This is a genomic window from Calothrix sp. NIES-2100 (genome assembly GCF_963875285.1).
Lineage (GTDB): Bacteria > Cyanobacteriota > Cyanobacteriia > Cyanobacteriales > Nostocaceae > Aulosira.
In genome coordinates, this window is record NZ_CAWNLA010000001.1 from 7,019,644 (window position 1) to 7,043,747 (window position 24,104).

The window sequence follows — 24,104 nt, forward strand, 5'->3', positions numbered from 1 at the left end:
TAGGGGTTAGGGGCGCTGACTAGGGCGTGTAAATAAGCTACCCATTTGAAACTTCTAAAACCCTTACGCGACAGTAATTACGAATTACGATGTTACTTCTTGGCAGGAGCAGCAGCAGCTGCTGCTATTTCCTCTGGAGTAAGTGGCATTAATGCTTGTAACTGGAAAATTGTAGTCAGAAATGCAGGTTTCACTTTCTGCACTCCATTTTCTTTTGACTCTTGAATAGTTGCTCTCTCCAAGTTAGATTGATAGTCTTTAACTATCAACAATGGCTGTAAACGCTCAATATTACGCAAAATTGATTGCGTTTGTTCATAATTACCGACAATTTGAATATTAATAGTGCGGCCTTTCAGCTTACCTTTTACCGCTGATCCGAGGCTATCATCAGTGATGGGTTCTGATGTTTGTGAAATTGGTACAAACCTTTTGAGTTCTCCTCTGACACCATTGGCAGTAACTTGAGCATTCGTAGTTTCAACTAAGCGATTGAGATCGAGTAACAAAGTATCCAAGGTTTGCTCATTAGCAAACAGATTGAAAACCTGGATTTTTTGCTGCTTTGCCTGGTCTAGCTCGGCTTTTACCTGGTCAATCTTTCTGATACTGGCTTTCTTTTGATCGACTTGTCCTTGGAGTTCGGCAATTTTTGTTTGCTTTTGTTGATAGCTATCCCAAGCGGGCATTAACATGTTTAAAACTATATACAAGGCTCCAGCAAGACCCAAAACCCCGACCACAATACCAATAATTTTGGGCGTAAAGCTAATGCCAAAAAGCACAGGTGAGGAGGGAGATTCACCAGAATCCCCACCGTCTGCAAAATTAAAATCTTCACTCAGCGTCATTTTGAAATGACTCCTGTTTGTTGCATACTACGAATTCGAGCCACCAATCCTACAGTGCCTTTTTGTTCTAACTCCCGGATTAATTCAGAGGCTGGAACATCGCTCAGGCTGGATTGAATAGTGTATTTAACCACTTGAATCGGTGGAATATCTTCACCCTCTTTAGCAGGCTCTGGTTGTATTGGCGAACTGACTAACTCAGCTGTCTTAATTTTGCTTTCTGAAGATTTTAAAAATCTAGACTGTTGCAGAGTTAGCAAAAAATCATTGACATCGTTAAAAGAGCGAGCTATTCCGGTAATTTCGATTCCGCCGGCGGGATTACCTGGTGGTTGTCCTGGGGCTGGAGCAATGGGTGGGATTTGCTTGATGTTCTCAATTTGCACTTTAGCTGGAATGCGATCGCGCAGATCTTGTAACATTGCTGACCACGGGCGAATCTGGTCAAACACTGTCACTAAAGCTTGTGTTTCTCCTTTAACTTTGTTGGTTTCTTCTTTAATTTTGTTAATATTTCCAATTTCTGTGTCTAACTTCTTGTTTTCCTCCTCTAGTTGTGCTACCTTTTGCTCTGATTCCACAACTTTCGCTTGTAACAACCACAAAGCACCTACCGTCAGAGCGGGAAAGCATACGCCTAATGCCACTCCCAAATACAACGGTGTTAAATTTCCAATCGGAACTTTAACTCCTGGTTTTTTAGTAGACTTTTTCTGGTAATTTGGACGGTCCTTGAGAAAGTTAATATCGAGACTGTACATTCTGTTACACCTCCCTCATTCCTAAGCCCAGTACTGTCGCTAAGCCAGAGCGTAGCACTACAGGGTATTTTTCTTCGTTAACTTCTAAGGACAAAGATGCTATTGGATCGATTTGGGCAGCTGGCAAACTCAATCTTTGAGTGAAAAACTCATCCAGCTGTTGTAGTCCGCCTCCAGGGCCTGCTAGGAAGATTTGCGCTAATTCCAAATTTTCACTCTGGTTGAGGTAAAAATCGATGGAACGACGCAGTTCATCTGTGAGTTCTCCCAAAACTCTTAAGATGGCTGCCATCCCTGGATTAATTTCTGTCATGCCAGTTTTACCACCCTCTATGGGAGCTGTCATAATCGTCATCCCCTGCAACAGTTCCATATCTCGTGATGCGGGTAAATTCATCGCTTTCGATAAGGCATGTTGCATTTGATAAGTCCCGATGGGGACAGTCCGGGAAAATTGTGGTACACCGTTGACAATGATGGCAATTTCTGAACTGTCAAACTCAATATCAACTAATACTGCTGCTTCTTGTGGACCAAATTGTCGCAGTTGATCGCGAATTGTCCTAATTAGCGCAAAGCTGTTAATCTCTAAAACGTCGATTTCCAAACCTGCTTGCTCAAATGTACTGATATATGTGTCTGTTACCTCCTTACGTGTAGCTACTAACAGTACCTGTACCTTTTCTATTCCATCCTCATCTACAAAATAACCAAGTTTTTGGTAATCTACATCAGCTTCTTCACGAGGATAGGGTAAATACAAAGCTGCTTCATGGTTGAGTACCATCTCCCGCAGTTCTTTATCATCTAACTCTGCTGGTACAGGAATTAAACGTACAATTGAATCTCTTCCTGGTACAGCAGTAGCAACCCGAGAAGCTTTAATTTTATTATCAGCCAGCGCTTGCTGAATTAGCTGCGCCATTGCTGGTGGGTCAGTGATCTGACCATCGCTAACGAGTCCCTCGGGAACTCCTACCGATGTTAAGGCTTCTATTTTTAAGCCTTGACGCTGTTTGCGTAATTGAACTATATTCACCCGTTCTGGTGCGAGTTCAATACCGATTCCTTTATGAGATTTGCCAAACAGACTATTGAAGCTTTTCACCACTTTTTTGCCCGTCGCACTGCTAAATTGAAAAGTTAAATGATACTAAAAAACTATCTTGGTACTAGGTTATTGATTTAGCCTATAATCTCGACAATTCTGCATAAGCTTTTCGCTCACAGCAAGCGTAAATATACTAGTAAAATGTTTAAAATTCACAAATTCAAACGATTGTCTGTATTTGTACTGCTTGGTTTATTGACTAGCTGGATTGTTAGTTGCAGCACAGGTAAAGTTGCCACCCAAACAAAACAAACTGCTGCTGAAGGAGCAAAGATTGAGTTTTGGACAATGCAACTCCAACCTCAATTTACTGACTACTTTAAAAATCTGATTGCCAGTTTTGAGTCACAAAATCAAGGTATAAAGGTTAACTGGGTTGATATTCCCTGGGCTGCGATGGAGAACAAAATCTTAACAGCTGTTTCAGCAAAAACGCCACCTGATGTTGTGAACCTCAATCCGGATTTTGCTTCGCAACTTGCAGGACGAAATGCTTGGCTGGATGTAGATACGAAAGTTTCAAAAGAAGTCCGTTCCTCCTATCTGCCAAATATTTGGAAAGCTAGCACAATCAATGGTAAGAGCTTTGGTATTCCCTGGTACCTCACCACCCGGCTAACCATTTATAACACTGATTTATTAAAACAGGCAGGTATCAACAAATCACCCAGTACCTACGCAGAATTAGCTCAAGCAGCACAACAAATTAAAGATAAAACCGGAAAATACGCCTTTTTTGTGACTTTTGTTCCGCAAGATTCCGGTGAAGTATTGGAATCTTTTGTGCAAATGGGAGTCACCTTAGTAAATACCGAGGGTAAAGCAGCCTTTAATTCCCTACAAGGTAAAGCCGCTTTTCAGTATTGGGTAGATTTGTACAAGAAAAAATTGCTACCTCAAGAGGTGTTAACTCAAGGTCATCGTCATGCTATTGATTTATATCAAGGGGGAGAAACAGCATTTCTCGCTTCTGGACCTGAATTTCTGAAAACGATCGCCAATAATGCTCCGAAAATTGCCCAAGCTTCCGCGATCGCACCCCAAATTACAGGTGACACAGGTAAGAAAAACGTCGCTGTGATGAACGTAGTCATCCCCAAAGATAGTAAATATCCCGATGCGGCTGTGAAATTTGCTGTATTTCTCACCAACGATCAAAACCAATTAGCTTTTGCTAAAGCTGCTAACGTCTTACCATCTACAGTCAAAGCACTTACTGACAGCTACTTTAAAGATGTTCCTGCTAATGCGACAACCGTGGAAAAAGCCCGGATTGTTAGCGCCCAACAACTACAACAAGCAGAGATATTAACGCCGACTTTGAAAGATTTCAATAAATTGCAAAAGGCAATTTATTTGAATTTGCAAGCAGCAATGTTAGGAGAAAAAACGGTAGATAAAGCTGTTGAAGATGCAGCGCAAGAGTGGAATAATCGGTAAATTGGGTATTGGGCATTGAGCATTAGTTAACGTGAGTTCGACAGACTAGTTCAATAAGTCTGAAGCAAGGGGAAAGGGTAAGGGGGAAGGGGAAAAGACTGATTCTTGCGTTCCCTTACCCTTTAACCTTTCCCCTTTTCCCCATTCTTCGCAGCTCTCTCGACACTATAGGACTCATATTTGATTTCTGAAATACACGTAGGGTGGGCAATGCCCACCAAAACCCGGATATGGTGGGCATTGCCCACCCTACACTTAAGATTAAAGTGTAGGGAATTTTTTTAAGAATCAAACCGGATTCCTATACCATCGAACTCACGTTTAGTTAACAGTCAACAGTCAACACTATCCTCTGCCTCTTTTGCCCCTTTACTTAACGAATAGGAATTTGAATCATAAATTCTGCTCCTTTTCCAGGTTCGGAATAGCATTCCAATTTTCCACCATGTAGTTCAATAATAATTTGGTAACTTATTGCTAAACCTAAGCCTGTCCCTTTACCTACTGCTTTGGTGGTAAAGAAGGGATCAAATAATTTTGTGCGAACTTTTTCATCCATTCCTATCCCATTATCAGCAATCCGAATTTCTACCCAATTATTATCAGTAATTCCTGTTTTAATCTGAATTTCTGGATGATGAGTTATTGATTGCCCTGTGTCAGTTTTGGCTGCCTTCAACAGTGAAGATTCTAAAGCATCAATTGCATTAACAATGATGTTCATGAATACCTGATTCATTTGTCCGGCATAACACTTAATCGAGGGCAATTTGCCATAATTTTTAATTACTTTAATTTCTGGTAAATTGGCGGCTGGTAGTTTTAGGCGATTATTTAAAATTACTAGTGTACTGTCAATGCCTTCATGAATATCAACTGATTTAAATTCGGCTTCATCCAAACGCGAAAAAGTCCGGAGCGATTTAACTATTTCCGAAATTCGCTCGGCTCCTACAGTCATAGATTGGAAGAGTTTATCTAAGTCTTTCTTAATAAATTCTAGTTCAATTACTTCTATTTCTTTTTTAATTTCTAACGCTGGTTCAGGGTAATACTTTTGATAAAGTACAATTAGCCTCAGTAAATCTTGAAAATATTGTTGAGCATAATTTAAATTTCCATAAATAAAGTTGACTGGGTTGTTAATTTCATGGGCAATCCCAGCCACCATAACTCCAAGAGCAGACATCTTTTCAGATTCCACCAATTTCATCTGTAAAGTCTTGAGATTTTTTAGTGCATCTTCTAGCTCATCACCGCGATTTTTGATAGCTATTTGCGACTCCTCTAACTCGGAAATGACATTTTTGAGGATGCTTTCTCTGACTTCACTGACGTTTTCCAGTTGTTGGCGATCGGCTTCTGAACGCTCTAATTTTTTTTTCAGAGTCCGAACAGTTTTTTCTAATTCTTTCAGCTTCTTTTCATAGTCAATGGGTTCCATAAGCCCTATTTTGTTCCTAGAAGCAAAGTCACAAAAGTTTCTTGATGATAGTAAGAAGAACCATGAGGTTCTAAGGGTGCAAATTCACCGTATGTATAGAATCCACAAATAGGTATTGATTGAGAAACTGCATTTTTAACTAGTTGATATTCTTCTTTTGCTCTGGTTCCTAAAAGCCAACGGCGACAGCAACAAGAAAATAACAAAATTGCTTCTGGTTCAGTTCCTGGATAATTTGCTAAAGCAGTCTTAAATGAAGTTTCAGCCGCAGCAATCACTTCATCCCTACGAATATCTGTGACTTGAACTATGGCGTTTTCTGGGACATTACCGAGAAAATTGATGCTACCAGTTTCTAGATCATGAGTATTAGGTACACGCATGTAGTAGCGATCGCTATCTCCTTCATATACAGCTAATGGATGTTCCGCAGTCGGTGGGCGATCGCCTAAATACTTCTGATAATATTCCATTGCTGTGCTACCATCGATTTCGTAGAGGAGGGTTCCAACAGCTTTGGTGACTATACTTTTACGTCCAATGGGCTTCCAACCACAGGCAATTCCATAAGAAAATTTAATATCCCCAGAAAATATTAAAACTGGTAAAGAATCAGTCAGAACTTGATTGCGAAAAAATTGGTAGGTTTTTTGAAACCTAAACTGATCTCCCGCCGTTCCACCTAAAATTGGCATCTGGGAACCCAAGGCTAGTTTCAATCCCTGAAGAATTAACTCTCCATTTGTTGTTGAACCACTTTCTGTATAGCTGGCTGGTACAGTAATACATAATTTCGGGCTATTAGTCATTTTTGCTGTTGCTTGTTGTACAGCCTGTTCGGCAGCAGCAAAAGGGTTTTCTCTAGCTCCATACCCTACACCTGCACTGATTTCTACAGTATCAGAATAAAAGAGCATCAGCGTCAAAGAATCTTGTTGAAATCCCAGTACTGACGAGGCTTCACCATCTGTGGTACAACCAATCAAATCAAGTTCGGGAAACACTTGGTTAATTTCTTTGAGGATTAATTCATGCTCAAAATCAATGGCGGTAAATAAAATACCAGCCTGAGGTATGACTCCTGCTAAATCGTTAAGACATTGCTCTAAAACTTCTAAAATTGCATCTTGAGAATCTGGATCGTCACTGTGACCAACAACAACTTTTAACATAAATATCTCCTATTAACTAGAACGTCCTACAGTAGCATACATAACAATATTCATCTGTCAGACGATTTCTCAGTTAATTTTGCCCATAAAATTAATGCAAATCACAGCAATAAATTGAATTTACATAAGAAATTTAATTACTTAGCATCAGCTTTAAAAGCAACTACAACCAAAACTATGAGCCACTCTGAACTCTGTTATAGTGCAATCTTTCACCTTGAGCGGTGGAGCGATCGCTATAATTAAACGTGTTAATTTATCCAGGAAGTGTGTTGTATTCCTACATTCTATTAAAAATTGTAAAAATTTTCATACAGTATATCTTTGGCAATAGATACACAATCCCAAAACAGCATTGTATAAGTTATCTAATTGCCAAAAAATGTCCGATTAAATATAGGGAACCGCACAATACAACTAAGTTTTCCGTCGCAGCAAAAGCGGCTGACAAAGCTGATAATAAATCTGGATATGATTGGCAAAGACTTAAGCCGGGACAGATATCAACCGCTAGCTTTGCTAATTGATCGGGAACGGCTGAAGCGGTATCCGGTACTGGTACGAGAAATAATCTATCCTCTGGGCGTAACAAGACTTGGAAAATATCAGCATGGTCTTTATTAGCCATCATTCCCATCACCCAAGTGACAGAAGGATGATTCAAAGTATCGACATAATCGCGTAATACTTCAGCACCTGCTGGGTTATGGGCCCCATCTAGTAATAATTTATGCTTTTTCCACGCCACCCATTGGATACGCCCAGGCCATTTAGTTTTTGCCATACCATTAATTATGGCTGCTTGGGAAATGTGCCACCCCTGTTTTTGGAGAATTTCTATCGCAGCTAAAGCCAAGGCAGAATTAGTTAACTGAATTTGTCCTTGTAAGGGTAGGGGATATTGAATTAATTTGGAATTGTCCTGAGTTTGGTATTCAGCCCATCCGGAAGATATGGGACGCGCAGGCTGGGGGGTAAATACTGGGCATTGTAATTCGACAATCCGCGATCGCACAACTTCTAGGGCATCTTTTGGCAATTGTCCCACAACCACCGGACATCCAGGTTTGAGAATTCCCGCTTTTTCTCTAGCAATATCAGCGACAGTCGGGCCTAGTTGTTGCCAATGTTCCCTACTGATGGAAGTAATTATAGTCACCAAAGGGTTGGCGCAAACATTAGTTGCATCCAACCGCCCACCCAATCCCACTTCTACCACCGCCACATCAACTTGCTGCTGCGCAAAATACAACCAAGCAGCTGCGGTAATCACTTCAAACTGAGTGGGTGATTCATCATCAGGAGCGAACGCTGCTTGCACTTTTTGTAATAATTCATACAATTCATCGGTAGAAATTGCCTGTTCATTGAGACAAATACGTTCTGTCCAATCAACTAAATGAGGAGAAATATAACGTCCTGTACGATAACCAGCCTCAGTTAGAACCGATGAAAGATAGGCGCATACAGAACCTTTGCCATTAGTACCAGCAACATGAACCACCGGGACTTGGTGATGAGGATTCCCAAGATTAGCCAATAGTTTGACAATCCGTAAGAGTCCTAAATTGATACCAAAGGGTTGAAAAGATTTTAGTAGAGAATCAATATCCACGACTGGGGGATGAGGGGATGAGGGAAGGGGGACAAATGACAATTGACAATTGACAATTGACCAATCACCAATTAACCGACTGTTCCTAGAAAAAGAAACAGCCGGTTAAAAAATGTTAATTTTTATTTGCTTTTAGGCTTCTTTGTTTAAAAAGTTTTGCACTTGTCTTAATGCAGCAGCACCAATGTTAAACACAGCCCAACCAGCAGCAATGGCGATTGGTGCTAAAACGATAGCTACGCGAAAATCAATGTCCATATTTAGAACCCCTCTGTTAAATAAATTAAACTTTTGTCAACTACTCTCATTTTTATTGTTAGCTGAAGTGGGCAATTTTTCCAGCCCCATTTGTAAAGAATGTTTACAATTTGGGTGAAGGGGCATGGGGCATTGGGCATTGGGCATTGATCATTGGGCAAAGTCCCTTGTCCTCCCTTGTCCTCCTTGTCCTCCTTGTCCCCTCATCCCCCTGATTCCGGCTTGGTAAATCCGAGATCAGTTCCCTTACCGGCGTGAACCAAGGCTAACTTTTGATATTTTTTGGCGTGTTCAAGAAGTTCTGCGGCTTCGGTGTCTGTGATTTGGCGTACTACTTTACCAGGAACGCCCACGACTAAGGAAAAAGGTGGTATATCCTTAGTTACTACAGCACCTGCACCAATAATGCTACTAGCACCTACCCGTACACCGTCTAAAATGATTGCGCCAATCCCAATCAAACTGCCACGTTCAATGTAAGCAGAATGTATCACAGCGCGATGTCCTACGGTGACATGATCTTCTAAAATGGTAGGAAAGCCAGGGTCGCAGTGTATGATCGCGCCATCTTGTATATTTGTGCATTCACCAATGTCAATGCGTTCTACATCTGCTCTGACTACTGCTCCATACCAAATGCTTACCCCTGCCTTGATGTTTACCGAACCGATAACGATCGCATTGGCTGCGATAAAAGCAGCAACAGAAAAATCGGGAGATAGCCAGTAAGAAGCTGTAGACACGATAGAATATGAATATGGTACCCAGGAACACTGGAGAAACTCCAACATTTCAGGCTGGTTGCAAAACCAGAATATCACAGGGTCAACTGAAGACTAAAGTGTGAAGTCTGAAGTCTGAAATTCTGAATTCATCCTTTAAACTTCAAACTTCTTTGGTCAAGCTTCTATACTGAGGAAGACACTCGTGAATACTGTAATTGCCACAAGTCAGTGACTGTGTAGCAATAGGCAGGTAACCCCAATTGGTGGAGCCGAAGTGTAAAATCAAACCCACTGGTGCTGGTGAAGACAAAACTATGTTTCGACGCACTTCATGATGAATCCAGGCTTGCAGTACCCAATATTTGGCCCCGAAATTCAGTGTCCCCACTGTCGCCAAACCATTCAGGCGTTGACACTCACAGATACCTATTTGTGTCCGCGTCATGGGGCTTTTGAGGCTAATCCGAAAACGGGTGAATTAGTTCATTTACAGTCGGGACGGCATTGGCGAAAGTGGAATAATGAATGGTACAGACAACATACCCATCCCGATGGGATTCGGTTTGAAATTCACGAAGCGTTAGATAAGCTTTATACCCAAGGGTATCGAGCAACGCGGGTGATTATTGCGCGTCGTTATCAGGAGTTAATGAGTGGCTATTTAGAACGCAGCACTCCTTGGCGTTCTGGACAACAGCCAGAAAATACCTCAGCGCGACTATACGGTTTACCTGTGGAGTTTAGCCCCGATGCTGCTGAGGAATCCTGTTGGGAAGTGATTAATTTTGATTTGGAAAAAGAGCCTGGTGTCCCTGTGCGCTATCCTTATTTCCGATTATTTGAGTAAATGGTCATTAGTCATTAGTCATTAGTCATTAGTCAAGAGTTAAAAGTCATTGCTGTGCAGTAAATGACAAAAACTAACGCCCAAGGACAAATGACTAATGACAAAGGACAAATGACTAATGACAAAACTATGCACCACGCTTCGATTCGGACTGCGAATATTCATCAGGCGATCGCCTTCTATGAACAATTGGGGTTTACAGTTTGTGAACGCTTCACTACAGGCTACACCCTAGCTTGTTGGATGGAAGGATTGGGTGGGAGAATTGAACTCATCCAAATTCCCGAACCAAAACCAGCCCCAGATGCTTTTGCAGACGAACATTATGTGGGCTATTATCATCTCTCATTCGATTTAACAGAGATTACACCAGATTTGCCCAGTTGGTTAACCAGTTTACAACAACGATTGGCAATAGCAGATCTGCAACCGCTGAAAGTACTTTTAGAACCAACACAGCAACAAATAGGCGATCGCATTTTTGAAGTCGCTTTCATCGCTGATGCTGATGGTTTACCTTTGGAATTTCTGCGAATTTTAGCCAAATTAAACTAATTTGGCTTTTATATTGCTGATTTTGGCTGCTAAAATCAGTTATCTTGATACATTCACTTAGGCAAAAGATTAATAATTAAAAAAATATTTAATTTTGACCTGACATCAGGAAATCATGGCCTCGTGCATTGTCAATATTTAGGGATCAAGCACCCTACTCACATAAATCTTGGGTAATTTATTTGTTTGGACTCACTAAGAGATTAAGCACAGGGATTAAACTATAGTCATCATGCAAAAGATGTAACTTAGTTTACAGGGTATCTGCAAAATTCATGTCTGTGTTCTCCACCTGGTATCGATATCGTTTTCCGTTATTGCTGTTGAGTCTATCGATGATTGCAGTGTTATTATTTAGCGATAAACCTGCTGATAGCCAAAATATGGTAGTGTCCCAGCAGATACATGCTCAGTCAATAGTAGATAGAGAAAAAATTCTACCCCTAAAAGTGACAGAAAACGTCAACAAGACATTGCTAGAGAATGGTTTGACGGTGCTGACAAAGGAAGTGCATACCGCACCGGTGGTAACTGTTCAGGTTTGGTACAAGGTAGGTTCGCGCAACGAAGAAGCGGGAATGAATGGTATTGCTCACCAGTTAGAACACATGATGTTTAAAGGGACGCAAACTCGTCCAATTCAATTTGGGAGGTTGTTTAGTGCTTTAGGTAGTGACTCGAACGCTTTCACCAGCTACGATCAAACGGCGTATTACGGGACTGCGGAACGAAATAAGCTCAAAGCGCTGCTAATTTTAGAAGCAGATCGGATGCAAAATTCGCTTATTGGTACTGAACAACTAGCCAGTGAAAAGCGAGTAGTAATTTCTGAGTTACAAGGTTACGAAAATAGCCCAGAATACCGTCTAAACCGCGCCGTGATGCGAGCAGCTTTTCCCGATCATGGTTACGGTTTACCTGTGGGTGGAACAAAAGCTGATGTAGAAAAATTTACAGTAGAACAGGTACAGCAGTATTATCAGAAATATTACAGTCCTGACAATGCCGTTTTAGTAATTGTCGGAGATTTTCAAACTGCTCCAACTCTGGAAGCAGTCAAAGAAATATTTGGGAAATTACCCAACACTCAACCGTCAACCGTCAACCGTCAACCGTCAACCGTCAACCGTCAACAGTTATCAGCATCACCCATTGTGCTACAAGAAGCAGGAGCAGGGGAACTGTTGCAAGTAGTTTACCCCCTACCGGATGTGAACCATCCAGATGTGCCAGCATTGGATGTGATGGATTATATTTTGACTGAGGGAAGAACTTCAAGACTGGATCAGGTATTGGTAGAATCAGGTTTAGCTAGCGAAATCAGTGCTTCTGTGGTTAGCTTGCGGGAATTTGGTTGGTATGAACTGTTGGTAACAGCTGCTTCTGACCAAAATTTGACCAAAATTGACTCGGTATTAAATCAGGCGATCGCCAATTTAGTAAAATCAGGAGTCACAGCAGCAGAAGTCAATCGAGCGAAAACCCAATTAGAAGCAGCGGTAATTTTAGCTAACCGCGATCTCACCAACCAAGCAATGCAATTGGGTAATGATGAAACAACTGCTGGTGACTATCGCTATACAGAACGCTACTTAGCAGCTATTCGCAAGGTGACACCAGCGGATGTTGTGGCTGTAGTCAAAAAATACCTCAAACCAGAAGCACGTATAGTCGGTTTATTTGAACCTAGTCAAAAGCAGACAAAAGCGGGTACAAACAAAGCACATTCTGCACAAAATACCGAAAATTTCGCTCCCGGATCGCCTGTAGCTCCAACCGAGGTATTAAAATATTTACCTGCGGTGGATGAAGCAATAGACATAGGCAAGCGAGAATTACCACAACAATTGAAATTTGCCAATGGTTTGCGGTTATTACTACTACCCGATCGCAGTATTCCTACTGTCACCCTAAGTGGTCATATCAACGCCGGAATGGAATTTGACCCTGAGGATAAAGCTGGATTAGCATCTTTGGTAGCAGATAACTTGACGAATGGGACTAAAACTAAAGACTTCTTAACAATTGCCCAAGCCTTGGAAGAACGAGGTGCAAATCTGGAGTTTAGAGCATACCGCGAAGGCGTACACATTGAAGGTGATAGTTTAGCTGCTGATTTACCTGTACTCTTGCAAACTTTAGCAGACGTAGTTAAAAATAGTACATTTCCAGCGAAAGAATTGGAACTTGAACGCCAACAAGCTTTAACTAATCTCAAATTGGACTTAGATGATCCAGATGAAGTAGCAATTAGAACATTTGTACAGTCAATTTATCCGCGAAAGCATCCTTTACATAGCTTCCCGACAAAAGAGAGCTTAAAGCAGATTAAGCGTAAAGATGTGATTGCTTTCAAAGAAAAATATTATCGTCCAGACAATACAGTGATAGCCCTGGTAGGAGATTTTGAGCCAGCAAAAGTGCGATCGCTCATTGAAAAAGAGTTTGGTGATTGGAAAATTAGCGGTCAACCGCCAAAATTAGAATATCCTCAAGTCTCAATGCCCGAAAAAGTAGTGCGTGTAAACTCTATCCTACCAGGGAAAGCCCAAGCGATTACTTATATGGGTTACACAGGCATTAATCGTAAAGATCCCCGATTTTATGCAGCCTTAGTTTTGAATCAGATTTTGGGAGGCGACACCTTATCTAGTAGACTAGGCGCAGAAGTACGCGATCGCCAAGGACTTACCTATGGAATTTATAGCTACTTCCAAGTCGGAAAAAATGCTGGCACATTTTGGATTGAATTGCAAACCAGCCCAGAAGATACGAATAAAGCGATCGCCAGCACCCAAAAGCTGTTAAAGCAAATTCATCAACAAGGTGCGATCGCATCAGAAGTGGATGCAGCTAAACAAACACTAGTCAGCAATTACAATGTTTCTTTAGTCAACCCAGAGGAATTAAGCAAAACTATCTTGATGAACCAAGTGTATGGACTCGATGAAGTCGAACTGCACTCTTTTTCAGAAAAAATTCAGCAAGTGAGCCTCGATCAAGTCAATCAAGCAGCCCGTGAATTACTCCACCCCGATAAGATTGTCGTAGTCACCGCAGGCCCTGCTGTCTTAGCCAACCTTAGATAATTACTAATTCGTAATTCGTAATTCGTAATTCGTAATTCAACAATTATTGAGAGTTTGCAATCTCTAGAACTCGGAGTATTTTTAAATCACCATCCATCGAGTAATTCCGAATTGGAAAAACGAATACGAATGATGCATTTGTAAGAGTGGGGTTTCCCCGCCCATGAGGAAAATCCGTGCATACAATCATTGATTGAATCGGGATTAGTTACAAAAATTATTAAAATAATTCGTCATTAACTGTTTGGAACTGGTGCTACACCTAACTGCAACAAAGCCGCCTATAAACGAATAGTGTTTCCCCAAAAATTACAAATTAGTAATTATTTAAAAATCAATCCCAAATTGTGATTATAATTTGGAAATTTATATATTTATTTTACTGAGATGCAAACAATCAAACGGATTTATATCCTCTTATTATTAATGCTGTGCATTAGTTTCAGCAGTACTAATCCGGCATTAGCAGCGAATGTCTCTGGCGATTTACTCAAACAAGCTGCGATCGAAATTCCCATTAGCTTAGGGAATGCAGCTAACGAACTCAAATTTGAGCCAAATACCTTAGAATTTGTGACTGGGAAACGCTACAATCTCCGACTCACCAATCCTAGCCAACTGAAGCATTATTTTACTGCCAAAGACTTTGCTGATGGCATCTGGACACAAAAAGTCGAAGCAGGCAAAGTAGAAATTAAAGGAGCTATCCATGAACTGGAACTCAAACCCGGTGCGACAGCTGAATGGGTATTTGTGCCGCTCAAGCCGGGAAAATATACCTTACGCTGCTCAGTAGCAGGACATACAGAAGCAGGGATGACTGGAGAGATTACCGTCAGCAATTAACAATTCCAAAGTTAAAATAAGTTAATTTAAATATAGACATAATTTCTCAACTGTGAGAATTAGCAGTGTCCAGATCCCTGACTTCTCAAAGAAGTCGGGGATATAATTTCTCACGAATGATTTACGACTGCTATAGAAAACATTTAACCTCCAGCGTTCTTTGCGCTGATCACTTTTAATTTCCCATGAACATTCTCAGTAACTTACTTGCTCAAGCAACTCAGCCAGCATCTCCCAGCAAACAACGCCGAGGTATCGAAATTAAATCGCCGCGAGAAATTGATATCATGCGGGAATCAGCCAAAATTGTGGCTACTGTACTCAAAGAAATTTCTGAGCTAGTCCAACCAGGAATGACTACGGCTGATTTAGATGCTCATGCGGAAAAACGCATTCGCGAAATGGGTGCAACCCCGAGCTTTAAGGGATATCACGGATTTCCTGGCTCTATATGTTCCAGTATTAACAATGAAGTTGTACATGGGATTCCAAGTCAAAAGAAAGTAATTCGCACTGGAGATGTATTAAAAGTAGATACAGGTGCTTACTACCAAGGGTTTCATGGTGATTCTTGCATTACAATTGCCGTGGGTGAAGTTACCCCCCAAGCCGCTAAACTAATTCGCGTCGCCGAGGAATCTCTCTACAAAGGTATTGAACAAGTCAAGGCAGGTGTATACTTGCTGGATATTGCTGGGGCAATTGAAGACCATGTCAAAGCTAATGGTTTTAGTGTGGTTGAAGAATTTACCGGACATGGTGTAGGACGTAATTTACACGAAGAACCTTCTGTGTTTAACTACCGCACCAGAGAAATGCCAAATGTAAAACTACGTGCGGGAATGACTTTGGCTATTGAGCCAATTTTAAACGCAGGTTCCAAACATACGCGAACCTTAGCCGATCGCTGGACAGCGGTAACTGTAGATAATGCTTTGTCGGCGCAGTTTGAGCATACTGTGTTAGTTACAGAAACCGGCTATGAAATTTTGACCGATCGCACAAAAGTTTAACAGTCAACAGTCAACGGTCAACGGTCAATAGTCAACAGTCAACAGTCAACAGTCAACGGTCAACAGTCAACAGTCAACAGTCAACAGTCAACGGTCAACAGTCAACGGTCAACAGTCAACAGTCAACAGTCAACGGTCAACAGTCAAAACCAATGACTATTGACCAATGACCATTGACCATAATTCTAAAGCTGAGATTTTGGTAAATAACGAATAACTTCCGCTACTGACCAAGCTTGGGCGATCGCGCCTTTGGGTTGGTGGGGTGGATCACCATCAAAAATCTCAGAAATAGAGCCAAGACAAGCATCATCTAGGAAATGCTTTAATAGGGGTTCCCAATCAAAAGGTATGGGTTCTTCTGGATAAAAACGCCCCCATGCACGAATAAACGGGCCAATTAGCCAACTCCAAACAGTACCTTGGTGGTAGGCGCGATCGCGTTTTTCTGGAGTACCTTGGTATTTACCAATATATTGGGGATCGCCGGGATCAAGGCTGCGCAGTCCATAGGGGGTAAGCAAGCAAGAAGTTGCTACAGTCAGTACCTGGCGTCCTTGTTCTACTGGAAATCCACAATGGTGTAAAGACAGCGCTAAAACTGCGTTAGGGCGAATTTGGGAATTACGGCGATCGTCCAGTTGGATGGTGTCGTAAAAGTAGCAGAGTTTTGCATTCCAAAATTTCTGCAAGGAAGCTTTTACCTGTTGTGCTTGCTGGGCATAACGCTGTGCTTGCTTTGCCAGACGTTCTGAGGAATTGCCATCCTGAATTTGGCTTAATCGTTCTGCCCACTGGCTCAGCCAACATAAGGCAGAATACCACAGGGCATTTATTTCTATTGGCTTACCGAGACGAGGAGTTACAGGTTGCCCTCCCACCACCGCATCCATCCAGGTCAAGGCTACATGAGGAGCATCCCAACTAACCAGCCAATCAGTAGCATCAACATGAATGTTGTAGCGTGTAGCACTTACAAATGCTTTATGGATTTGCTGCGCTACAGGAAATTGTTCTGCTAAAAACTGCCAATCTTGGGTTGCTTCTAAATAAAGTCCGAGAGTTTCAATCCACAACAGTGCTGCATCAATACTGTTGTAAAAAGGCTCACCACCGACATCAGGAAATGCATTCGGAATTAAACCTTGACGACAGTAATGCCCAAAAGTCTGCAACAGCCCTTTTGCCAGATCAAAGCGTTCCGTCACTAGCGCTAACCCTGGTAGGGCAATTAAAGTATCACGTCCCCAGTCATTGAACCAATGATAACCAGCTATAACAGTGGGGCCGGCAATTGAGGCGCGATAGACGATAAATTGATCGCTGGCTTTGAGTAATTGCTGCCAAATTGGGGATTGGGTATGAGACAACAGAGCATTTTCTCCCTTGTCCTCCTCATCCCCCCGATTCCACCCAAAAATCTGGGAAAGTCTTTCTTCCTCCGTTGCGATCGCTTCGGTAAAGGTTTCACAAGTCAGGGGATCGGCTTGTGGATTGGGTAAACCTACTTGTGCTTCTAAAGTCACAACATCACCTGGTTGGAGATGAACACTTAAGTAACCAGGGCTATATAAGTCTTCCTTGTCGCTTAATCCCCGTTGAGTTTCTTCTTTTAATCGATAATCCCAGTACCAAACTCCATCAGGTTTATAGTCTCCTTGTGTCCATCGTAAATACCAAGGTGTACCAAAACGTCCGCCAATGATTGCTTGTAAACAAACTTGTTTTTGTAATAGCTGCACTTGTGAGAAGTGTAATTCTGCAGAAGCAGTTTGTTGATGATGAAAATCGCGATCGCCAATCAGCAACCGCAACCTTAAAATACTTGCTTGTGTGCCCTCATAGCGATATTGAATTAACAGGCGATGGCATAAAGTCGGTGAGGAGGATAGGGGAGAAATTTGTCCTTTGTTACCATTTCTAGACTCTACCAAACCATAGGGCATTACCAGTTGTCTGCTCAATTGCCAATTATCCTTGCCCCAAATCCATTTTGGAACTGGATGAATCTCAAAAGCCTGTAGCAGTTGGTAGCCGGTAAGTTCAATTCGACCACTACTCCAGTAATTTGTCCCTAGTGTCACAACTTTTCCTTCTACTTCCAGACTAGCTTCTAAGTGCGAAAGCAGCAGAGTACGTCCAGAAGGTGGGTTTGTCGCGGCAAATAGCCAACCGTGGTAAGTACGTGTCCTGACATCGGAAACTGTACCACTGGCAAAACTACCCAAGCCATTGGTCAGCAACCACTCTCTTTGATCTAAATCTACCATTTGCTACTCAAAATCGTTATGACTATGATATAGTCGTAACAGATCGTAATTAAACTGTGAGACAGCGTGGAAGGGTAAGTTTTCACTGACCCGAATTCCAACGCTAGTAAATGAATATAAGTTGAAGGAGAATTAAGTTAATGTCCCTCACTTACGGAACAGAAGGAAGCCTCCGCGTTGGTCAACAGGCTCCAGAATTTACAGCAACAGCTGTAGCGGATCAGGAATTTAAGACCATCAAACTTTCCGACTATCGCGGAAAGTATGTTGTTCTATTCTTTTATCCCCTAGACTTTACCTTTGTTTGTCCCACTGAGATCACAGCATTTAGCGATCGCTACGAAGAATTCAAGAAAATTAACACGGAGATTCTTGGTGTTTCCGTTGATAGCGAGTTTTCTCACTTAGCTTGGATTCAAACTGACCGCAAATCTGGTGGTGTCGGCGACTTGAATTATCCTCTAGTTTCCGATATTAAGAAAGAAATAAGTGCAGCTTACAACGTTCTCGATCCAGCCGCAGGTATTGCCCTGCGTGGTCTGTTCATCATCGATAAAGATGGTGTAATCCAGCACGCTACCATTAACAACCTAGCTTTTGGTCGCAGCGTTGATGAAACCCTGCGGACATTACAAGCTATTCAGTACGTTCAGTCTCACCCAGACGAAGTTTGCCCTGCTGGTTGGCAACCTGGGGATAAAACCATGAATCCTGATCCAGTGAAATCTAAAGTTTACTTCTCTGCTGTCTAGATTCCTCTTGCCAGAAAACGGCAACGCAGTATACTGGATGTAAGAGCAGTATCATTTATAACCACAGATAATCACAGATAAACACAGATACATATTAATCGGTGTTAACTTCAGTGCCTATCTGTGGTTTTTTCATTGCGCTGCGCGTGTCATTTGTCATTTGTCAATGGTCATTTGTCAATAGTCAATGGTCAATGGTCAAAAAATTCTAAACTCTGGACTCTGGACTTTTGACTATTAACTTTAAACAATCAAGGATAATAAATATGCTAACTTCAACTGATTTTAGCGGCTTATTAAATGAGCGTTTCTTCCGTAATTTTCTGCCAATTCCCGCACTAAATCAGTTAAGACTGGAAGTGGGAACACCCGATTTTCAATTACCAGATATTACTAATGGTAGTTTGGTAAAATTGTCAGATTATCGCGGCAAAAAACCAGTTTTACTGGCTTTCACCAGGATATTTACAGAAAAGCAATATTGCCCATTTTGCTATCCTCACATCAAATCTTTGAATGAGAACTACGAGCAATTTAAAGAGCGTGGGATAGAAGTTTTGATGATTACTAGTACCGATGAAAGGCAAAGCCAAATAGTTGTGAAAGATTTAGGTTTAAAAATGCCTTTACTAAGTGATCCTAGTTGTCGAGTATTTCGTAAATATCGAGTAGGACAAGCTTTAGGAGCGCCTTTACCAGCACAGTTTGTATTAGACAAAACTGGAAAACTTCGCTATTTCCATCTATTTTCTTTTTTGGATCATAACGCTAGCGTTGAGACATTGTTAGAACAATTCGATTCCTTAGTTTAGTAGAGATATTAATATCATATATATGTATGGCTATGCCTTATTTACACAGGTTGTGTAAGGCATAGCCTTATCTACAGATATTTAGATTTTTTATGCATAAGTAGAATTTTGCCGAATTCCTTATAAGGTATAAAATTGACAATACTTGCCCTAATTATAAGGTTTTGAGGTTGGCTTATGCTGAAGCTTTATCACTCCCCAATGTCTCCCAACTCCCGCCGAGTCTGGATTACGCTTTTAGAAAAAGGACTGGAATTTGAACTAGTAGAGGTCAAACTGGATGGCGAGCAATTTCAACCAGATTTTTTGGCAATTAACCCTTTTCATCATGTGCCAGTTTTAGAAGATGAAGGTTTTCATCTAGTAGAATCAATAGCAATTCTGGATTATTTAGAGGCTAAGTATCCCACGCCGGCGATGCTACCCAAAGAGGCAAAAGATTTAGCGATCGCGCGCATGGTGCAAATGGTAACGGTGAATGAGTTGTTATCCGCCATCATGCCTTTAACCCCACAAATATTAGGCTTACCTGGAGGAGATCCGGAAAAAATGGAGCAAGCAAAGCAGAAAGCCTCAACAGTGCTGAAGTTTTTCGATAATTTACTAGATGATCGCCCTTACTTTGGTAGTGAAAATATTACTTTAGCTGAGCCTGTTGCTGGCACTTTAGTACCCTGGTTAGCGAAAGCAGATGTATCTTTTAGCGAGTTTCCCAAACTCAGTGCTTGGTGCGATCGTTTGCTGAAACGTCCTAGTTGGCAAGCTACTGAGGTACCATTGGAAGTTCTCAAGGCGCGGATGGCGGCAAGAATGGCACAGCACAAACCAAGTTAAAGCATTAAGCTAATACTGATGATAGCTGAGGGATTTTCTGATGCTCAAACTTTACCACCAACCTATTTCATTTAACTCCCGCCGTCCTTGGATTGCCTTATTGGAAAAGGGACTGGACTTTGAATTAATCGAAATGAAACTGGATGGCGATCAGTTTCAACCAGAGTTTGTAGCGCTTAATCCCTTTCATCATATTCCCGTGTTAGTTGACGATGATTTTAGGGTAGTGGAATCCTTAGCAATTCTAGATTATCTAGAAGCCAAGTATCCCACCCCTGCTTTGTTGCCAAAGGAAGAGAAGGCTTTAGCAATCGTGCGCATGGTGGAAATGCTGACCATAAATGAACTTTTACCAGCCATGAACCCACTATTACGCCAAATGATGGAGTTGGATAACGATCCGCAAAAGCTAGAGGAGGCAAAACTGAAATCAGCCACCGTACTGGCTTTTTTTGAGCAACTACTAGGCGATCGCTCATACTTTGGTAGCGAGCAATTAACTCTTGCTGATATTGTTGCAGGTAGTACCATTCCCTTGCTGCCGCAAATGGGGTTACCTCTAGATGTCTATCCTCAACTGAATGCTTGGTGCGATCGCTTAATGCAACGTCCATCCTGGCAAACCACCCAACCTACCCCAGAGACAATTGAAGCGTTTAAGTCTCGGATCAAAGTTTTAATGGCGAAAAGTCAACCGCAATAAACAATTAAGATGGCTTCGCGCCTCAGATGCGATGATTCTGGGCGCGAAACATAATACTATAGCTTGACCTGTTGCAAATGACTGCGGGGATTATAAGTACGTATAGACCGAATTTTTTCATAATATTCCCGCTCTTGTTGGCTAAGTTCTTTTGGTGGCACGATCGCCACCTTCACCAACTGATCGCCACGTCCACCCTTGGCTAAAGGCCAGCCTTTGCCACGCAAGCGTAGGGATTGACCAGAACGCACTCCCGCAGGTAGCTTGACGTTCACCAAACCATCAGGCGTAGGCACATCAATCGCAGCCCCTAAGGTGGCTTCATCTGGTGTAATGGCAACTTCACAGACAAGATTGTCGCCTTCCATTTGGAAGAACGAATGGGGCTGAAGTTCTACCTTCAAGTACAAATCACCTCGTTGTTGGGTCATAGGATTTATTTGACCTTTACCCCGTACACGCAGGCGAGTCCCGGATTTAGCACCAGCCGGGATACGCACATCAATCGTTTCATTGCCTAAACTAAAGCGCTTTTGCACACCAGCAAATGCTTCACCCAAAGATAGAGCGATCGAAGCTTCGCTATCTTGTAGAGTACCTGTACCCGTACCTACATCTTGAAACCCAAAATCATTAAACCCACCAAAACCACCTGGTCTACCAGTGGAAGTTCTATAAGAATAGGTTTGGCGGTTACTGCGAGGCCCAGCACCACCAAATAACTCATTAAGGAAATCATTAAAACTACCGTATTGGCTGAAGTCAAAACCGCCCATATCGACCCCAGCACCACCACCTGGAAAACCTTCACCAGCTTGTTTCCAGTATTGACCAAATTGGTCATACTTTTTGCGCTTATCTGGGTCGGACAAAACCTCATAGGCTTCGTTGACTTCTTTGAAACTAGCCTCCGCCTGTTTATTGCCTGGGTTAACATCGGGATGATACTTGCGGGCTAACCTCCGAAAAGCTTGTTTAATTTCCTCTGGACTGGCAGTCTTACTAACTCCCAAAATTGAGTAATAGTCTTTGAAGTCGGTTGCAGCCATCTACCAGCCTCCTCTAAAAATTCCTGTTATGTTATTCTTACAAAGTTGAGGCAGTCCGTTGGCGGGGTTCCCCCGCTTAAAGGAACTGCCGTCTGATCGCCGGAAGCCGGCGCTCAACGCCAGTTCTCTAAAGTCGGGAAACCCGCCCACGAGACTGGCTCGACTTTGCGCTTTTTCTAAGATATGAGATTTGTGATCTGCCAGGTATAATACCCAGCAACATAGATTCTGATTTTAAATTAACAAACATCAGAGAAAATCAAGTGTGGTTCTCGCTCGCCGCAAGAGTGCAATATCCGTACTTTCGCAATTAGGGGATGAGGGGGATGAGGGAGATGAGGGAAGGGGGACAAGGAGGACAAGGGAGACAAGGGGGACAAGGGAGATAAATGCCCTGTTTGGCCAATGCCCAATACTTCTCTTCTCCCAACGGGAGACGCGCAAGGGACGAGACGCTCCGCGAACGACTTGCGAGAGTACAAGTGACAAATGACAAATGACAAATGACCATTAACCATTGACACCTTTTTTTCAAGCAAGCATTACTATTAATATCAAACAAGAGAAAATCGGTGTGTCATATGGCTACTAAAAAAGAATTCAACAGCTTTGAAGAGATGTTGTCTGATTCTGATGTACCTGTGCTGGTAGATTTTTACGCTGAATGGTGCGGCCCTTGTCAAATGATGGGGCCAATTTTAGACCAGGTCAATGCCCAACTTAAAGATAGGTTACGGATAGTTAAAATAGATACAGAAAAATATACAGAGATAGCCGGTCAGTATCAGATTTACGCTTTACCAACTTTGGTATTGTTTAAGCAAGGTCAACCAGTAGATCGAATTGAAGGTGTAATGCAAGCACCGCAGTTAGTGCAACACCTCCAAAGCATAATTTAAAATGGTGCTGTAATCAGTTCTTAAGTCAGGACAAAAACCCAGCCTACTCTTCGGGAGGCTAACGCCAACCAGCGAAGCCACAAGGCTGGGTAGTTCACGAACGCCGGACATTCAAACAACACCACTCTTTCTTTTTCCACAAAGTAGCAACGATCCAGCCATGCTCTTCTAATGCATCAGCGACAGATTTAGATTGCTCAAGTAAAATCCCGCTGAAAATTGCCCAAGTTGTGGGTTTGACGATCGCATTAATTTCTGGAATCAACTCGATAATCACATCAGCCAAAATATTGCAGACAATCCCATCTACTGGTTGTGTAATCAGTTTCTGCAATATGTCTACACTACCTTCTGCTGGTATTAAGCGTTCTTGACTAATGTCATTGAGTGCGCGATTGCTGAAGGTCGATTGGACTGCTAAAGGGTCAGTATCTACGGCGTAGACTTTCTGTGCGCCTAAGAGTACTGCCCCAATAGAAAGAATACCTGAACCACAACCAATATCCGCAATTACCACAGTGTCTTTTTTTGGAGATAAGCTAGCAAAAGATTTAGGTAATTCACTCATCCGCATTTCTAGGGATTCCAAACATAGCTGGGTTGTAGCATGGTTGCCTGTACCAAATGCTACTCCGGGATCGAGGCGAATTACGAGGCGTTCCGTTGTCTCTGGTAATGGTAACCAAGCAGGATTGATCAAAAAGCGATCGCCTATTTTTTCTGGTTGCCAATATTGCTTCCAGCTAGTAGCCCAATCCTCTTCATTAATTAACTGCCAGTTTAAAGTAGGCGTGCCTAATCCCACACACAGAGCATCTTGACGCAGCCACAGCGACAGCGCCGCTAAATCTAATAGCTGTGCTTGAAATTCCGGTAAATAAGCCTTGACCAAAGAGGCATTTCCTTTAGCTTCAATCGCAATGCCACGACAGCCAAAACTTTCCAAACGCCAAAAGATAGAATCTTCTAGGTCTGGTTCACATAAAATTTGTAGTTCCCACCAGGTTTTTGCCATAGTTGAAGTATGAAGTGTCAAGGATAAAAGATGAAGTGGAATT

22 protein-coding genes are annotated in these 24,104 nt (G+C 42.0%); 11 read left to right on the forward strand and 11 right to left on the reverse strand.

Annotation, left to right across the window (positions count from 1 at the left end):
- Positions 1–92 precede the first annotated feature (92 nt).
- From AACU32_RS28585 to pilM, 3 genes are read right to left on the reverse strand one after another with little or no spacing between them, the layout of a single operon-like run.
- Entirely contained in the window at positions 93–851 is a 759-nt protein-coding gene (locus AACU32_RS28585) for a pilus assembly protein PilO (RefSeq protein WP_096604646.1), read from the reverse strand.
- On the reverse strand, positions 848–1,612 hold the full coding sequence (locus AACU32_RS28590; RefSeq protein ID WP_096604648.1) for a PilN domain-containing protein: 765 nt from the start codon (positions 1,610–1,612) through the stop codon (positions 848–850). Before AACU32_RS28590 ends, AACU32_RS28585 begins: the two co-directional genes overlap by 4 nt.
- A 4-nt stretch (positions 1,613–1,616) precedes the next feature.
- Positions 1,617–2,723, reverse strand: coding sequence for a type IV pilus assembly protein PilM (gene pilM, locus AACU32_RS28595; RefSeq protein ID WP_096604650.1), 1,107 nt, complete (start codon positions 2,721–2,723; stop codon positions 1,617–1,619).
- A 141-nt stretch (positions 2,724–2,864) separates the two neighbouring features.
- Between pilM and AACU32_RS28600 the strand changes: the two genes are divergently transcribed.
- Entirely contained in the window at positions 2,865–4,163 is a 1,299-nt protein-coding gene (locus tag AACU32_RS28600) for an ABC transporter substrate-binding protein (RefSeq protein ID WP_096604653.1), read from the forward strand.
- 373 nt (positions 4,164–4,536) lie between these two features.
- On the opposite strand, the gene AACU32_RS28605 is transcribed toward AACU32_RS28600, so the two are convergent.
- The 5 genes from AACU32_RS28605 to AACU32_RS28625 form a co-directional block, all read right to left on the reverse strand.
- Positions 4,537–5,607: a sensor histidine kinase gene (locus AACU32_RS28605; protein ID WP_096604655.1), complete on the reverse strand. Its 1,071-nt coding sequence runs from the start codon at positions 5,605–5,607 to the stop codon at positions 4,537–4,539.
- Positions 5,608–5,612: 5 nt separating this feature from the next.
- On the reverse strand, positions 5,613–6,779 hold the full coding sequence (locus AACU32_RS28610; protein WP_096604657.1) for an FIST signal transduction protein: 1,167 nt from the start codon (positions 6,777–6,779) through the stop codon (positions 5,613–5,615).
- Positions 6,780–7,143: 364 nt separating this feature from the next.
- Positions 7,144–8,394, reverse strand: a complete 1,251-nt coding sequence (locus AACU32_RS28615) for a bifunctional folylpolyglutamate synthase/dihydrofolate synthase (protein ID WP_096604659.1) — start codon at positions 8,392–8,394, stop codon at positions 7,144–7,146.
- A gap of 132 nt (positions 8,395–8,526) precedes the next feature.
- The gene (locus AACU32_RS28620) at positions 8,527–8,652 is read right to left on the reverse strand and encodes a photosystem II protein Y (protein ID WP_096604661.1); all 126 of its coding nucleotides are present in this window, start codon (positions 8,650–8,652) and stop codon (positions 8,527–8,529) included.
- A 203-nt stretch (positions 8,653–8,855) separates the two neighbouring features.
- On the reverse strand, positions 8,856–9,395 hold the full coding sequence (locus AACU32_RS28625) for a gamma carbonic anhydrase family protein (protein WP_096604663.1): 540 nt from the start codon (positions 9,393–9,395) through the stop codon (positions 8,856–8,858).
- A 316-nt stretch (positions 9,396–9,711) separates the two neighbouring features.
- On the opposite strand from AACU32_RS28625, the gene AACU32_RS28630 reads away from it, so the two are divergent.
- The 5 genes from AACU32_RS28630 (at position 9,712) to map (ending at position 15,727) form a co-directional block, all read left to right on the forward strand.
- Positions 9,712–10,224, forward strand: coding sequence for a TIGR02652 family protein (locus AACU32_RS28630; protein ID WP_445223235.1), 513 nt, complete (start codon positions 9,712–9,714; stop codon positions 10,222–10,224).
- 129 nt (positions 10,225–10,353) lie between these two features.
- Positions 10,354–10,779 (forward strand): VOC family protein, encoded by a 426-nt coding sequence (locus AACU32_RS28635; protein ID WP_096608221.1) that lies wholly within the window; start codon positions 10,354–10,356, stop codon positions 10,777–10,779.
- 275 nt (positions 10,780–11,054) lie between these two features.
- The gene (locus AACU32_RS28640; protein ID WP_096604667.1) at positions 11,055–13,868 is read left to right on the forward strand and encodes an insulinase family protein; all 2,814 of its coding nucleotides are present in this window, start codon (positions 11,055–11,057) and stop codon (positions 13,866–13,868) included.
- Positions 13,869–14,294: 426 nt separating this feature from the next.
- Positions 14,295–14,714, forward strand: a complete 420-nt coding sequence (locus AACU32_RS28645; RefSeq protein WP_445223236.1) for a cupredoxin domain-containing protein — start codon at positions 14,295–14,297, stop codon at positions 14,712–14,714.
- Between the two features lie 185 nt (positions 14,715–14,899).
- Entirely contained in the window at positions 14,900–15,727 is an 828-nt protein-coding gene (gene map / locus AACU32_RS28650; protein ID WP_096604671.1) for a type I methionyl aminopeptidase, read from the forward strand.
- Positions 15,728–15,912: 185 nt separating this feature from the next.
- On the opposite strand, the gene AACU32_RS28655 is transcribed toward map, so the two are convergent.
- Entirely contained in the window at positions 15,913–17,997 is a 2,085-nt protein-coding gene (locus AACU32_RS28655; RefSeq protein ID WP_096604673.1) for an amylo-alpha-1,6-glucosidase, read from the reverse strand.
- Between the two features lie 140 nt (positions 17,998–18,137).
- Here AACU32_RS28655 and AACU32_RS28660 point away from each other — a divergent pair, with 140 nt between their 5' ends.
- The 4 genes from AACU32_RS28660 (at position 18,138) to AACU32_RS28675 (ending at position 21,098) form a co-directional block, all read left to right on the forward strand.
- A complete protein-coding gene (locus tag AACU32_RS28660) occupies positions 18,138–18,749 on the forward strand; it encodes a peroxiredoxin (RefSeq protein ID WP_096604675.1) in 612 nt (203 codons plus the stop codon).
- Positions 18,750–19,015: 266 nt separating this feature from the next.
- A complete protein-coding gene (locus AACU32_RS28665; RefSeq protein ID WP_096604677.1) occupies positions 19,016–19,561 on the forward strand; it encodes a peroxiredoxin family protein in 546 nt (181 codons plus the stop codon).
- A gap of 177 nt (positions 19,562–19,738) precedes the next feature.
- The gene (locus AACU32_RS28670; protein WP_096604679.1) at positions 19,739–20,395 is read left to right on the forward strand and encodes a glutathione S-transferase family protein; all 657 of its coding nucleotides are present in this window, start codon (positions 19,739–19,741) and stop codon (positions 20,393–20,395) included.
- 40 nt (positions 20,396–20,435) lie between these two features.
- Positions 20,436–21,098 carry a glutathione S-transferase family protein gene (locus tag AACU32_RS28675; protein ID WP_096604681.1) on the forward strand — a complete coding sequence of 221 codons (663 nt, stop codon included), beginning with the start codon at positions 20,436–20,438 and terminating at the stop codon, positions 21,096–21,098.
- A gap of 56 nt (positions 21,099–21,154) precedes the next feature.
- Here AACU32_RS28675 and AACU32_RS28680 read toward each other — a convergent pair whose 3' ends face one another.
- Complete coding sequence (locus tag AACU32_RS28680) at positions 21,155–22,147, reverse strand: DnaJ C-terminal domain-containing protein (protein WP_096604683.1); 993 nt, start codon at positions 22,145–22,147, stop codon at positions 21,155–21,157.
- A 581-nt stretch (positions 22,148–22,728) separates the two neighbouring features.
- On the opposite strand from AACU32_RS28680, the gene trxA reads away from it, so the two are divergent.
- The gene (trxA, locus tag AACU32_RS28685; RefSeq protein ID WP_096604685.1) at positions 22,729–23,046 is read left to right on the forward strand and encodes a thioredoxin; all 318 of its coding nucleotides are present in this window, start codon (positions 22,729–22,731) and stop codon (positions 23,044–23,046) included.
- Positions 23,047–23,140: 94 nt separating this feature from the next.
- Here the strand turns inward: trxA and prmA are convergent, their stop codons facing one another.
- Entirely contained in the window at positions 23,141–24,061 is a 921-nt protein-coding gene (prmA, locus tag AACU32_RS28690; RefSeq protein ID WP_096604687.1) for a 50S ribosomal protein L11 methyltransferase, read from the reverse strand.
- Positions 24,062–24,104 lie beyond the last annotated feature (43 nt).